The organism is Synergistes jonesii, from assembly GCF_000712295.1.
GTDB lineage: Bacteria > Synergistota > Synergistia > Synergistales > Synergistaceae > Synergistes > Synergistes jonesii.
The window spans coordinates 1-14,687 of the sequence record NZ_JMKI01000048.1; the positions used below are offsets into that span (position 1 = coordinate 1).

General features: G+C 58.0%; 5 protein-coding genes, 1 tRNA gene and 2 rRNA genes. 2 read left to right on the top strand and 6 right to left on the bottom strand.

What is annotated here, in order from left to right:
• A partial coding sequence (locus EH55_RS13645) for a hypothetical protein (RefSeq protein ID WP_051682873.1) occupies window positions 1-8,943 on the bottom strand: 8,943 nt, incomplete at its 3' end.
• A 935-nt stretch (window positions 8,944-9,878) separates the two neighbouring features.
• On the opposite strand from EH55_RS13645, the gene EH55_RS11540 reads away from it, so the two are divergent.
• A tRNA-Ser gene (locus EH55_RS11540) sits at window positions 9,879-9,966 on the top strand.
• 340 nt (window positions 9,967-10,306) lie between these two features.
• Here the strand turns inward: EH55_RS11540 and EH55_RS14620 are convergent.
• From EH55_RS14620 to EH55_RS11555, 3 genes are all read right to left on the bottom strand, one after another.
• The gene (locus EH55_RS14620; RefSeq protein ID WP_328286387.1) at window positions 10,307-10,594 is read right to left on the bottom strand and encodes a type II toxin-antitoxin system death-on-curing family toxin; all 288 of its coding nucleotides are present in this window, start codon (window positions 10,592-10,594) and stop codon (window positions 10,307-10,309) included.
• Between the two features lie 113 nt (window positions 10,595-10,707).
• Window positions 10,708-10,950 carry a prevent-host-death protein gene (locus tag EH55_RS11550; protein WP_037978050.1) on the bottom strand — a complete coding sequence of 81 codons (243 nt, stop codon included), beginning with the start codon at window positions 10,948-10,950 and terminating at the stop codon, window positions 10,708-10,710.
• A gap of 68 nt (window positions 10,951-11,018) precedes the next feature.
• Entirely contained in the window at window positions 11,019-12,464 is a 1,446-nt protein-coding gene (locus EH55_RS11555; RefSeq protein ID WP_051682874.1) for a Y-family DNA polymerase, read from the bottom strand.
• Window positions 12,465-12,682: 218 nt separating this feature from the next.
• Here EH55_RS11555 and EH55_RS11560 point away from each other — a divergent pair, with 218 nt between their 5' ends.
• On the top strand, window positions 12,683-13,804 hold the full coding sequence (locus EH55_RS11560; RefSeq protein ID WP_037978057.1) for an NAD(P)H-dependent flavin oxidoreductase: 1,122 nt from the start codon (window positions 12,683-12,685) through the stop codon (window positions 13,802-13,804).
• 52 nt (window positions 13,805-13,856) lie between these two features.
• On the opposite strand, the gene rrf is transcribed toward EH55_RS11560, so the two are convergent.
• Window positions 13,857-13,972, bottom strand: a 5S ribosomal RNA gene (gene rrf / locus EH55_RS11565).
• A gap of 41 nt (window positions 13,973-14,013) precedes the next feature.
• A 23S ribosomal RNA gene (locus EH55_RS11570) occupies window positions 14,014-14,687 on the bottom strand; the annotation flags it as partial.

Genomic DNA, 14,687 nt, shown 5'->3' on the forward strand with positions numbered 1-14,687 from the left:
GTCGACTCCATCCTTGCCGTCTGCGCCTTTGACGTGCCCGGCGTTCTCGTCGGCTSCGTCTGTGTAGCTGACCACAAGGTCTCCGTCGCTGTTGACTTCGGCTTTCGTTACGCCTCTGCCATCGGCTCCATCTTTGCCGTCCTTACCGTCGATACCGTCTTTGCCGTCGACTCCGTCTTTGCCGTCTGCGCCCTTGACGTGGCCGGCGTTCTCGTCGGCGCCGTCTGTGTAGCTGACTACAAGGTCTCCGTCGCTGTTGACTTCGGCTTTCGTTACACCTCTGCCGTCGGCTCCGTCTTTACCGTCGACTCCATCCTTGCCGTCTGCGCCTTTGACGTGCCCGGCGTTCTCGTCGGCTCCGTCTGTGTAGCTGACCACAAGGTCTCCGTCGCTGTTGACTTCGGCTTTCGTTACGCCTCTGCCATCGGCTCCATCTTTGCCGTCCTTACCGTCGATACCGTCTTTGCCGTCGACTCCGTCTTTGCCGTCTGCGCCTTTGACGTGCCCGGCGTTCTCGTCGGCTCCGTCTGTGTAGCTGACCACAAGGTCTCCGTCGCTGTTGACTTCGGCTTTCGTTACGCCTCTGCCATCGGCTCCATCTTTACCGTCCTTACCATCTTTGCCATCGACTCCGTCCTTGCCGTCTGCGCCTTTGACGTGCCCGGCGTTCTCGTCGGCTCCGTCTGTGTAGCTGACCACAAGGTCTCCGTCGCTGTTGACTTCGGCTTTCGTTACGCCTCTGCCATCGGCTCCATCTTTGCCGTCCTTACCGTCGATACCGTCTTTGCCGTCGACTCCGTCTTTGCCGTCTGCGCCTTTGACGTGGCCGGCGTTCTCGTCGGCTCCGTCTGTGTAGCTGACCACAAGGTCTCCGTCGCTGTTGACTTCGGCTTTCGTTACGCCTCTGCCATCGGCTCCGTCTTTACCGTCCTTGCCGTCGACGCCGTTTGTACCGTCTGCGCCCTTGACATGGCCGGCGTTCTCGTCGGCTCCGTCTGTGTAGCTGACTACAAGGTCTCCGTCGCTGTTGACTTCGGCTTTCGTTACGCCTCTGCCGTCGACGCCGTCTTTACCGTCTGCGCCTTTGACGTGCCCGGCGTTCTCGTCGGCTCCGTCTGTGTAGCTGACCACAAGGTCTCCGTCGCTGTTGACTTCGGCTTTCGTTACGCCTCTGCCATCGGCTCCGTCTTTGCCGTCGACGCCGTCTTTGCCGTCGACTCCATCCTTGCCGTCTGCGCCTTTGACGTGCCCGGCGTTCTCGTCGGCTCCGTCTGTGTAGCTGACTACAAGGTCTCCGTCGCCGTTGACTTCGGCTTTCGTTACGCCTCTGCCATCGGCTCCGTCTTTGCCGTCGACTCCATCCTTGCCGTCTGCGCCTTTGACGTGCCCGGCGTTCTCGTCGGCTCCGTCTGTGTAGCTGACCACAAGGTCTCCGTCGCTGTTGACTTCGGCTTTCGTTACGCCTCTGCCATCGGCTCCATCTTTACCGTCCTTACCATCTTTGCCATCGACTCCGTCCTTGCCGTCTGCGCCTTTGACGTGCCCGGCGTTCTCGTCGGCTCCGTCTGTGTAGCTGACCACAAGGTCTCCGTCGCTGTTGACTTCGGCTTTCGTTACGCCTCTGCCATCGGCTCCATCTTTGCCGTCCTTACCGTCGATACCGTCTTTGCCGTCGACTCCGTCTTTGCCGTCTGCGCCTTTGACGTGGCCGGCGTTCTCGTCGGCTCCGTCCGTGTAGCTGACTACAAGGTCTCCGGCGCTGTTGACTTCGGCTTTCGTCACTCCTCTGCCGTCGGCTCCAGGATCGCCTTTGTCACCCTTTTCGCCTTTGAGGTTCGCGTAGATGTCGCTGCTGGTATCGACCGAGAATACTATAGTGTTCGTGCCGCTGATTTCCGCCTTCAGGCCGGCTCCGGCCTCAAATATCGGCGCGGTGACGGCGCTGCTCATATTCAGCGAACCGACGCTGCCACCGCCGCTGCGGACTCCAAATGAAAGCCCTCCGCGCAGCTGCCTCAGGTTGACGGCGTCGGTATCTTCAGTGCCGTCCGCCAGGTTGATGATCTGGCGCAGCTGGCCGCCGCCGCCCACGGAGACGGCGCCCCAGGTCTGGCCGTTCAGATCAACGGCGCTGAATGGGGCCGGCGTCGCCACAGTAAACCCGGCGCGGTCGGCCGTGCTTGATGAACCGAGCGCCACGGCGCTGTCGGCGGAGACGACGTTGGCGTTATGCCCAACTATGACGGCGTCCGACGCGGTCGTCTCCGTTGCACCGTCCGCAGAGCCCATGACAACGTTGTTGCTGCGCCCGTCCATCATGTGCCTGTCGCCCACGATGACGTTGGATTCGCCGTTTTTCACGCTGTTTTCCGAACCGATGATGGTCACGTGGCTGACGTTTTCGCCGGTATTTTTGTAGCCGTCGATCAGGTTGTATTTGCTGATAGAGCCGCTCGTGCCGGTCAGCGTGTTGTTCACGCCCATCAGCTGGGAGGCCTGTGCGTAATCCGCCGTATTGCCGCCTCCGACGGCAAGGACCGCGCCGCCGCCTTCCTTCTCCTGAATCATTCTCCGCAGTTCTTCCGTCATCTCATCCACGGTATCGACTGCGGAAGGAGCGGACAAAGAAACGATGGAATTTGTGATATTGTTTCCAGCGCCGAAGATAAGAGCGCCGTTGGCGTTTTCAGCCATATTAGCGACGCCGACGATACTGTTGGCGACGCCGCTGCTCCCACTATGTCCCTTCGAGCGCACGCTGTTCAGCGAGCCGACGACGTTGGCACCGAAGTTCTGAGAGCCGTAAAGAAGGCTGTTGAATCCGCCGGAACCGTCAAAATCGCCGGTCGCTATGGAATAGGCGCCGACCATCGTCCCGAAAACGGCCTTGTTGTAGCTGTTGGAGCCGATGGTCGTCATATTGACGATATTGGCCTCGCCGTTCGTAGCCGACGTGACGTCGATCCCGCCCATCGCCCCCGTGAAGGTATGGGAACCGATCTGGATACTGCCGGTGCGCGCGTAGGAATTGGTGCCAACGGCGATGCCGCCGGCGATGCGCGACGTATCGTGAGGGGTATAGGTAGGATGTAACCAACTTCCTCCGACCGTCCAGTTGGATTTATCGAAGCTGAATTCGTATTCCTGCTGCCCCGTGCCGTTCAGCACGTAGGCTTTTTTGCCGACAGCGATGCTTGTCAGCGGATAACCGTTGGATTCTACTTTCGCCGTGTCGCCGACGGCGATGCTGCCAGCACCGTCGGAGGAACTGCCGTAGCCGATAGCGACGGCTTTTTCCGCTTCCCTGGTCGTCTTGGCGTTGATTCCCGCCGCCAGCGAGTTCGCGCCGCCGGCGCCCGCCGTGGCCGTCATGGGGCCTTTGTTGGTGGCGACAGGGTTGGTCGCCGCTCCGGGATTAGTGTGGAAGTACATGTCCGCACTGGCCGCGCCGGCCATATCGGCGACCGCCTGCAACTGACGCAGGTTCACCGCGTCTGTGGCTTCCGTACCGTCGCCGACGTTGACGATCTGGCGAAGCTTGCCGTTACCGCCCACTGAGACGGCGCCCAGCGTGTTGTCCGCCGAGAGGACCGCTTTACTGAACGGCGCCGTCGTATCCGTCGTGAAGGCCGCACGGTCGGCCGCACTGGAGGAGCCGAGCGCGACGGCGTTCGACGCCGTCAGTCTACCGGCCCGCCCGATCAGCACGCCGTCCGTGACGCCAGCCGCCACCGTGCCGCCGCTGGAAAGTATCTGGTTGCCGGATATACTTTCGCCCAGATTGTTGCCGAAGCCGGCGACGAAGTTCTGCGTGCTGCTCCCGGAGAGCGTGTTATTGGAGCCGATGACGCTGTTCTGCTTTGATGCGTTCAGAATGCTGTTGCCGACGCCGATAATGTTGTCCTGCACGTCGTTTGTAGCGTCACCCAAAAACGTGCTAGGCGAAACGTCCATAGATATGGTGTTTCTGATGCCGATGATGCTCGACGCACTGGCGTTTGTCAGTTTGTTGCTGATGCCGGTGACGGAAGAGTTATAGCTGTTTGCCGCCGTGTTAGTACCGCCTATCACGGAAACACGGCGCGTATCCGTCATTGAGTTGCTCTCACCGAGGAGGATCGAGTCGGCAAGCTTCGAGCGCGTCCTGAACAGAACGCTTTCGGTCCCGGTACCCTTCACTGTGTTGCGGTTGCCCAGTATCAGCGAGTTCTCCGGGTTTTCGACGTTCGTGTTGTCCGTGCCGATCAGCGTGGTGTGTTTGAAGTATTGGACTGTGTTGCCGGCGTTCTGGTTGACTGTGTTGCCAGCCCCTATGAGCACGCTTTTGTTTGCCTCGTTGCTTGTCGCATTGCCCGTCAATTTGTTCTGGCTGCCCAGCATGACGACGCGGGAGGCGTCTTTCAGTATGTTCTGATAGCCCATCATCGCGACGCCGCCGGCGCCGGAGAGTGTCCCCGTCGCCGAAGAGTAGCTGCCTATGACTGTCGTCGTCCCGAGGTCTGCTGTGTTGTTGGTGCCGACCGCAACTGAGTTGCTTCCGTTGACCGCCGCTTTGTAGCCGACTGCGACGGAGTTTGCCGCGCTCTTGGAGGTCGTTGCATTTACGCCGGCCGCAACTGAGTTTGCCCCGCCCGCCCCAGCCGTGGCCGTCATTGGCCCCTTGTTGCTGGCCACGGGATCGACCGCCGCGCCGGGATTAGTGTGGAAGTACATGTCGGCGCTGGCCACTTTATTGAGTTGGGAGACGTTGACCGCATCGGTGCCCGCCGCGCCGGCCGCCACGTTTTTGATCGTCGTGCCTCCGGCGCCGCCGAGCGTGACCGTCTTCTTAGTCGCGTCGTCGTATTTCACGACCTGCTCGTCAAGCACTCTGAGCTGCGCCACATTGACCGCGTCGGTATCCTCGATGCCGGCGGCCACTCCGGCTATCTGGCGCGTATTGCTGCCGTTGCCGACGGAAACGACGCCGTAACCGCCCTTCGCCGTGGCCTCTATGCTGCTGCCGTCGGCGTTGCTCGGCACATAGACGCCGGCGGCCGTTGTGGCCCTGTCCGATGTAGAGCCCGAGCCCAGCGCTACGCCGCCATCGATTTGAGCGTTGGCGTTATGCCCAACTATGACGGCGTCCGACGCGGCCGTTTCCGTTGCGCCGTCCGAAGAGCCCATGACGACGTTGTTGCTGCGCCCGTCCATCGTGCGCCTGTCGCCTACGATGACGTTGGACTCGCCGTTTTTGGCGGTGTTCTCAGAGCCTATGATCGTCGTGCGGCTGACGTTTTCGCCGGTGTTTTTGTAGCCGTCGAGCAGGTTATATTCGCTCAGCTGGCTTGCCGTGCCGGTCAGAGTGTTGTTCACGCCCGTCAGCTGCGAAGCTCGAGTGTAGTCGGCCGTGTTGCCGCCGCCTATGGCCAGCGTCGCGCCGCCGCCGTCTGAAGATTTAACCGCGGTACGTATGCTGTCGGCCAGCGCCTTGGCGGAATCTCCGCCGCTGGTCGGCATACCTGTAATAACCGCGACGGAGTTTTTAATTTCGTTGCCGGCGCCGAAAACCAGAGAACCGTTGGAGTTGAAAGTCCGGTTCGCCGTGCCGACTACGCTGTTGGCGACGCCGGAAAGAGGACTGGCGGCCGTCTCCGATTCAATGCTGTTCAAAGCGCCGTAAATGTTGGCGCCGAAATTCTTCGCTCTGCCCGTGCTGTAGTTTCCGGACGCGATCGAGTACGCGCCCGTCACGGTGGAGAAGGCGCCCTCGTTGTAGCTGTTCGTGCCGAGGGTAGTCGAGTTGATGTCCAAATTCAATTCCCTCGTATTCGCGCTATCGACGGTGACGTCGCCCAGCAGCCCCCGATAATTGTGGGTGCCGACCATCAGGCTGCCGGTGCGGGCAAAGGAGTTCTGGCCTATCGCGATGCCCGTGGCGACTTTCGACGGATCGGCCGGCGTTCCACCGCTGTAGTCGGTCTGTCCGAAGGCAAAGAGGCTTTCCCGCGAACCGTACATATTTTCAACGTGGCTCTTCTGCCCGATCGCGATGCCGCCGCCCTGGTTGACGTAATTTTCAACAAAAGACTGGTCGCCGACGGCGATGTCGCCGCCCCCGGCGGTAGGCCCGTTGCCGTGCCCCGTCTTCGCGCCGGTTCCGATTGCAAGCGAGGTGGAACGCTGGGAAACGCTGCCGTCACCGATGGAAATGCCGGCCCCATATTCGCCGCCGGCGCCACTACCGATCGAAACGGCGCCGACTTCCTTCGCATAGGAACCATAGCCGATCGCCACGGATTTTTCGGCATCCTTGCCCGTCTTGGCGTTGATGCCGGCCGCCAGCGAGTTGGCGCCGCCTGCGCCCGCCGTGGCCGTCATGGGGCCTTTGTTGGTACCGACGGGAGCGACTCCCGCGCCGGGGTTGACGTGGAAGTACATGTCAGCGCTGGCCGCGCCGGCCATATCGGCGACCGCCTGAAGCTGCCTCACGTTCACCGCATCGGTGTCTTCCGTGCCGTCGCCGACGTTGACGATCTGGCGCAGTTTGCCGTTGCCGCCCACAGAGACGGCGCCCAGCGTGTTGTCCGCCGAGAGGACCGCTTTACTGAACGGTGCCGTCGTATCCGTCGTAAAGGCCGCGCGGTCGGCCGCGCTATCGTATCCAAGCGCCACGCCGTCGTTGACCGTAACTTTAGCGTCAGCTCCTAGAGCTGTACCGTTATCGACCGAACCGGCTTTTGCATTTGCACCGACCGCCGTACCGTAGACGCCGCTTTCCGCAAAGAAACCGAGCGACGTGCCCTGCTCTCCGCTCTTCGACCTGGAGCCTACCGATGTACCTGATATGCCGCTTTCAGTCATTTGGCCGATCGAGACACCGTCCCGATAAAGAGCTTTTGATTGGTATCCGACAGCTATGGCAAAATTCTCACCGTTGGGGCCGGGAGCGTCTCCGGTACCGGCTTGTGCGCCGCTGCCGACAGCAATAGAATCGTCGTCTTTCGCCTTGGCGTTTGTGCCGATCGCCACGGCGTTCGACGCCGTCAGGCTGCCGCCCTGTCCTATCAGCACGCCGTTTGTGACGTTATCCGCCACCGTGCCGCCGCTGGAGAGAATCTGGTTGCCAACGAGGTATGCTCCCAGTGTGTTGTCGGAGCCGGCGACGAAGTTCTGCGAGCTGCTCCCGGGGAGCGCGTTGTTGGAGCCGATGATGTTGTTCTGCTTTGAGTTAAAGATGCTGTTGCAGTTGCCAATGACGTTCGACGCTTCGGCGTTCAGAACCTTGTTGCCGACGCCGGTGACGGAGGACCAGCGACTGTTCGAGACGGTGTTGCCGCCGCCTATTACGGAGACGACCCGGGTATCGGTGATGTCGTTGCTGTTGCCGAGGAGGACCGAGTCCGCCAGCTTCGAGCGCTGCTTGCCATCCACTGTCTCAAGCCCCGTACCTTTGACGATGTTCTTTTCGCCAAGAATCAATGAGCGGTCCGGATTTGTAACCGTGTTCCTCACGCCGATCACGGTGCTGTGTTTGGCCCACAGATCGCTGTTTCCCGCTTCTTTGTTAATATCGTTGTATTTGCCGAGGATCACGTTCATGTTGGCATTTTCAGGCTCGCCGCCTTTCAGCGAGTTGTCGCTGCCTATCATGACGCTGGTGGAGCCCTCCACCATTGTATTCCTGTACCCGATCAGGGAGTTGGCGCCGATTGTGTCGTTGCCTCCGCCGGTCCCTGCACCGGTCACCGAAAGCTCGCTGCCAACGAAAACCCCGGCGGCGCCTACATTAGTACTGATATCCTTGCCGATGGCGACGTTGCTGTCACGCCCATCGATTTGGATATTATCCCCCATAGCGGTGCCGTATTTTCCTCTGATTATTTCCACCTTATGACCGACGGCGACGCCTTCTTTAGCATCCTTTGCCACCCAGCTGTCGGTGCCGGCCGCCAAGGAACTGGCGCCGCCTGCTCCCGCCGTGGCCGTCACGGAGCCCTTGTTGGTGGTGACGGGATCGACCGCCGCGCCGGGGTTGACGTGGAAGTACATGTCGTCCGCACTGACCGCGCCGGCGGCCTCAGCAACGGCCTTCAGCTGCGCCACGTTTACGGCATCGGTGTTCTCCGTGCCGGCGGCTACGCCGGTGATCTGACGGTTGAACGGCGTCGCCCATGTTTCTTGGCCGCCGGTCGTCCGCCCGACGGCGACGGCGCTCCTCGTATTCTCGGCAGTATCACGCACCCCTCTATTACTGCCCATATAGACCGAGGAACTGTCCGTCACGGGGCCGCGGTCGGCCATGCTGTAGCTGCCCAGCGCTACGGCGTCGGTTTTCGTGCTGACGGCCCTTATGCCCAGCGCCACGGAAGCGCTCACTTCGGGATGATCTTTAACTCCAGCGATGGCGTCCGTCCCGATCGCTACGGAGTCATTACCCAGCGCACCTTGATAACGATAATCTTGTCCTGGGTTCATACGGCCGATCGAAATGGCTCCTTCGCCGGCTGCATGGGAATCCGGGCCGAATGCGACGGAGGAAGCACCCTCAGCTTTCGCCATTCTGCCTGCGGCGACGGCATCCGTCCCCGTCGCGCCGTCGTTGTTGTAGTTCGTTCCGGCGGGCGACGCGCTGTCGTCGGCGTTGATCGAGAAGTAATGCCGATCCGGCAGCGTCCCGACGGGCAGCCCGTTTTGAATGGGGACGCTGGCCATGCCGATGACGACGTTCGCCGCGCTGACCTCCTGCGCCGTATTGGCCGTGCCGTCGGCGTTGGCTTTGTACCACTTGCCGCCCGACATGACCACCCTATCCCACGACGCCTTGTCCACATAGGCCGCGCGCGTCTCGGATGTAGGCACCTCAGCCGCGCCGGGACTGCCAAGTGGCGCCGAAGCCAGCCACGCGGCGGCGAGCACCGCCGTCAGAGCCTTTATGAAGACTTTCTGACATCTCCATTTCATTTTGCAGATCACTCCTTCATGCATATCTTTTCCAGAAAAACAAAATCCCCGCTTGTCGCTCGGCCCTTCCGTAGTCGGCGGCCGCGCTCACACGTCTATCGAATGTTTAAATTTTTCGCATTTCCTCCTTAGCCGCTAATTCTAATGAAAACCGTCGATGAACTTTTTCGCTACGGCTATCCGGCCGCGGCAGCCGTGATGTTCGCAGCGTTTCCGTTTAACATACCCCTTTTGCGTGCATTCTATATTGTTTTTTATCTTTATTGTCGCAAAAACGACAAGCTACACGCGCTTCTATTTTAATTCTCGATAAACTCCGCGTCAATATATAACGGCTGATTTCTAAATAAGCATAATCGCGGTTCTGAATTTTTTCTCCCGCGTCCGCCGCCTCATCCGCATGGGCGGCGCCAATAGGCAAGGCGCTGCACAATCAACTCCAATAAAAAAGCGGCTGTCTATGCACATAGCGTACATAGACGGCCGCTCGATTAGCAATGACGGCTTATGAGTTATGACTGACTGACTGACTGACTGACTGACTGACTGACTGACTGACTGACTGACTGACTGACTGAGCGTCGGGCATTTCTGTCTTCTTGTCAAGGGCTTTTTAAACATTTTCCTGCTCCTCTTCTCAGACCGGCTTCATAAGCCGAGCGATTATGGGACAATATTATATATCATATGAAATAATTTTGAAAAGCATGAGAAATTGTGCGGCGATAATCAGCACTGTAGGCTTATCGATCCTCTACCGCACAGGGAGTCAAAAAAAAGAATCAATGACATCACGAAAAGGCTTCCATCTAAGAAGCAGCACCGGCAGTCGTTGGCGTAACGCATGTTTGGTAAACCTAAACTGTAGCCCCGGACGCTTCGGCGAAAAGGCTTGCGCCGGCTGAATAAATCCGTTATAATGTCTGCCTGCGGCCGGAGAGTTGTCCGAGCGGTCTATGGTGATTGACTTGAAATCAATTGGGCTTCGCGGCCCCGGGGGTTCGAATCCTCCACTCTCCGCCAATATTAAGAAACATCGTTAATCAGCCCCGCGCAAAGACTTTGGCGGGGCTGATTTTTTAAGTACGCCACAGAACGGCGGGAGATAGAGCGGGCAAAAAAATTTTGGCCGACTACATGGGGAGGAGCGGTTGCAACGAGCAAAAAATTTATCTACCCGAAGTGGCGCAGCCGGAGCAACGTGGACGGAACTACCGCAGGCCGACCAGGCTAAGCTTATGGCGCTGCGCATAGGCGACTGGGAGAACGATAATCTATATCTCTAACGGTCAGCATGTGATGCTGATTAGGCAGGCAATGGATTGAACGGGAAGGCTGTGTGACATCGATTGTTGCGCACGGGCTATATTTCGTGTTCTATTACCCATTCCAGTATATCTTCATATTTCACTTCCCCCGCCGCGAGTTTGAGAAAAACGTCGGAGAGCTCATGTTGTGCGTATCGCAGTTCAACGCCGTTTATGGCTAAGAACAGCAGCATGGCGTGCGCGGCTATGCGTTTGTTCCCGTCTATAAACGCATGGTTTTGCGCAAGGCCGTATCCCAATCTCGCCGCTTTTTGAAGCAAAGATGGATATATATCTTTACCGCCGAAGCCGGCGAAAGGAGAGGCTGTCGCGGATTCTAACAGTTTTTCCCAGCATCATAAATGTGCTGGACAGGCGTCACGCGCTCTGCCACAGCTTCCCGTTTCTTTTATCAGTTGTTAGTGCAAGAGCAAAATCTGGCGTTTGCTAAGTCTTTTCACTTAGCCAATACCTTGTATGCTTCGCGATTTTGTTCTATGAGGCGTTTCGATATGCTCATGACATCTTCGTCGGCGGCTTCGGCGCTCCGTTCCGCTTGGCTGAACTCAATGACCAGATATCTGGGTACGTTGTTTTTTAAGATGACGGCAGCCCCTTTTTGCTCCACCATTCTTGTTACTTTGGAGAAGTTTTGGTTCGCTTCGGTTATTGATATGAGGGTGTCTGTGTTTACCATCATATTGTCACATCCTTTCTTCAATATAGCACTAAATAGGATAAATATTATACCTATACATGGGGGGATGTTTATGAGGGTACGGGAGCCGAATGAGAAGGTGTCCCGCTGACGAAGTTCGGCGGAAATATGGGGCCACCAGACGGGATGTCCGACGACTTTGATTTTGGCGGCGATAGAGCAGGAGAGCGGCGGGCGTGAATCGGCGTCGCGGGCGCTTCCGCCGCAGTGCAGGGGCGCCGCGCGCCGGCGGCAAAATTATCCGCACAGTGCTCTTTCAGCGGATGCCAGCGGCCGCCCGCCGTGCCGAAGTTGTCGGCCGGCGCTATTACTACGCGTCCAAATTCGCGGTTTATCGTATCCGTGACTCCGGCCGCAGCGCGCAGCCTTTCGTTCGGCGCGCCGGACTCGCTTTTTTCGCCGAACAGAAAGCTTTGAACGCCGCAGCCCGCGCCGCTCAGCGCGGAGAGCAGTACGCCGGCCTTTTTATAGGCGTGTCCTTCTTTATAAACGGACGGCAGCATTTCGCGAGCGGCGTGCAGAAAATCGCAGTCAAGCGATCGCGGCGAAGGAAATTCTCTCTCCTCTGAGTGCGCGTAAAAATTATCTTTTTTGAAGGGGCTCGTCGTGACGAAAACCTCCATACGCGACGCCAGGCTCCGCGCTCTGCGCAGCTGCCGCGTGGCGCAGAGCGTAAAGTACGACACGGCCTCAAGCAGCTCTTTATAAGAAAAGACGTCGCAGCCGAAGGAGCGCGAGACCTGTATCGACTTCGGCGCACGCGCCGCGTTGGACAAAGGGTAGACGGAGCGCCCGCGCAGCTCCCACGCGGTGTAAAGCGCGTGCGCCGAGAAATTTTTCTTCAAAAACAGGTCGTCCGCCGAAGCGAAGTCGTACGCGTTCAGAATCCTGTGATAGATGTTGAGGCGCTCGGCCGTGCGCCGGCCTATCCCCCAGACGTCGGAAAGCCCTACCGCTCCCATCCACGCGCCACTTGAATAGTGTTCCGGTTTAAGCCAGAAAACGCCGCTTTCGCTCTTTTTCGCTTGCTTCGACGCCAGCTTCGCGAGCGTTTTAGTGCCGGAGATTCCTATAGAGACCGGAACTCCGCAGTTCTTCATGATGTCTTTGCGCAGAAGACGGCAATATTTTTCCGGGTCGCCCACGGAAGCGATGGCGAGATTGAAAAAGGCTTCGTCGATCGAATAGACCTCCGTAAGGTCGCTGAAGCGCGAGACGCGCTCCATGACTTGAGAGGATATTTCATTGTATAGGGAAAGGCGCCCGCTGAGCACGACGGCGCCGGCGCGCTCAAGCTGCGCGCGCACCTTGAAGTACGGCGCCCCCATCGGCACGCCCATCGCCTTGACCTCGTCAGAACGCGAGACGACGCAGCCGTCGTTGCCGCTAAGGACCGCCACGGGGCGCGAATTCAGCGACGGATCGCAGCGGCGCTCGCAGGAAACAAAAAAATTATCGCAGTCGCAAAGCCCAAAGGAACGTGAGGACATATCCATAATGTAACATTATCTCCTTTTATAAAACAATAAATATACTATATTTATATCGGAGCATAATGTCAACTATATGTAAACTATAAAATTACTTATAGAGCACCACAGGAGGCCTTGCAAGTGATATTGCAAAAAACAGCCTTATAGAATAGTATATATTGTGACTCCACTATTAGCGGTGGAGATGGTATATTTTTAATAAAATTCGGGAAGGAAGTAACATGATTAAAGAAAAATCAGAATTGCCTTCGCTAAAAATTGGAGAATATGAGCCTAAATACCCCATAATACAGGGCGGTATGGGGGTAATGGTTTCCGGCCCGAGGCTTGCCGGAGCCACGGCGGCCGAGGGATGCATCGGCACGATAGCCTCTGTGGGACTCGCCGCGTCGTATCCGGAATACGACGCACTGAACGACAGCCGCGAATTCGATAAACAGAACAACAAAATCCTCGCCAATTTCATAAAACAGGCGAAGGAGGCGTCGAAGGGAGGAATCATCGCGGTAAACTGCATGTGCGCGCTCAGCAATTACGAAAGCCTCGTGCGCACCTCCTGCGAAGCCGGCGCGAATATCATAATCTCCGGGGCAGGGCTGCCGCTCAAGCTTCCCCAGCTCACGGAGGGCTTCCCCAAGACCGCGCTCGTGCCGATAGTGAGCAGCGTCAAGGCAGCCGCTCTGATAGCGAGCCGCTGGCTCAAACATTACAATAGATTCCCCGATGCGTTCGTTGTCGAAACGCCGAACACCGCCGGCGGCCATCTCGGCGCGCGCGACGAAGAGCAGGCGCTCGACACGCATTTGTCGTTACAGGAGGTAATCCCCGCCTTAGTGAAATATTTAAAGGAGCTCGGGCGCAACATTCCCGTAATAGCGGCCGGAGGCATATGGGACTCCGGCGACATGAAAAAATCTTTCGATATGGGGGCGAGCGGCGTGCAGATGGGGACGCGCTTCGCCGCGACGGAAGAGGGGGATGCTTCCGACCGCTTCAAGCAGGCCTATGTCGACGCCGAAGAGAAGGACGTGGTGCTGATAAAGAGCCCCTGCGGGCTCCCCGGACGCGCGATAATGAGCCCGCTGATCGAGCGCTATCTGTCCGGCATGATCGAAAAGGCCGTCTGCCGCAGGGTGTGTCTCTCACATTGCCTCCTGCGCCTCCAAAACGAGACCTTCTGCATAGCGGACGCGCTCGTAAGCGCGTACAAGGGCGACTGGGAGAACGGGCTCTTCTTCTGCGGGAGCAACGTTTCGAAGGTAAAGTCGATCGAGAAGGTAAAAGAGATCATAAGGGAGCTGATAGACGGCTTCTCTCTCTCCGACCTACAGAGCGAATCGTAAAGACATTAAAAAGAGAGAGGAAGATGTAGTCATCTTCCTCTCATTCAAATTACACCGGCGCCGACCTGCTCTCCCACGGATACCCTCCGCAGTACCATCGGCGATGGGGCGCTTAACTGCCGGGTTCGGCATGGGACCGGGTGTCTCCGCCCCTCCATTGGCACCGGAAGCTTATATGCCTTATGCTTTAAGGCTTATAAAGGATTTATGAGGTTAAGGCCTCGGCGTATTAGTACCGGTCGGCTCAAAGGGCGTTACCCTCTTACACTCCCGGCCTATCTATCCGGTCGTCTTCCGGACGCCTTACTTCCTATTACAGAATCAGGTATCTCATCTCGGGGACGGCTTCCCGCTTAGATGCCTTCAGCGGTTATCCTGACCGAACTTGGCTACCCAGCTTCTGCCCCTGGCGGAACAACTGGTTCACTAGCGGTTCGTCTATCCCGGTCCTCTCGTACTAAGGACGGCTCCCCTCAAATACCTTGCGCCCACAGTGGATAGGGACCGAACTGTCTCACGACGTTCTGAACCCAGCTCACGTACCGCTTTAATGGGCGAACAGACCAACCCTTGGGACCTGCTTCAGCCCCAGGATGCGATGAGCCGACATCGAGGTGCCAAACGCCGCCGTCGATAGGAACTCTCGGGCGGCATCAGCCTGTTATCCCCGGGGTAGCTTTTATCCGATGAGCGATGGCCTTTCCACTCAGGACCACCGGATCACTAGGACCAACTTTCGTTTCTGTTCGATCTGTCGATCTCTCAGTTAGGCCACCTTATACCCTTACGCTCTTTGGGTGTTTTCCATTCACCCTGAGGTGACTTTCGCGCGCCTCCGTTACTCTTTGGGAGCGACCGCCCCAGTCAAACTGCCCGCCTGACA

What these genes read in the sequence shown, in the direction of transcription:
- EH55_RS11550 (WP_037978050.1), bottom strand. Translation starts at nt 10,950, where the DNA reads ATGATGGTAAACACAGACACCCTCATATCAATAACCGAAGCGAACCAA.
- EH55_RS11555 (WP_051682874.1), bottom strand. Translation starts at nt 12,464, where the DNA reads ATGGATATGTCCTCACGTTCCTTTGGGCTTTGCGACTGCGATAATTTT.
- EH55_RS11560 (WP_037978057.1), top strand. Translation starts at nt 12,683, where the DNA reads ATGATTAAAGAAAAATCAGAATTGCCTTCGCTAAAAATTGGAGAATAT.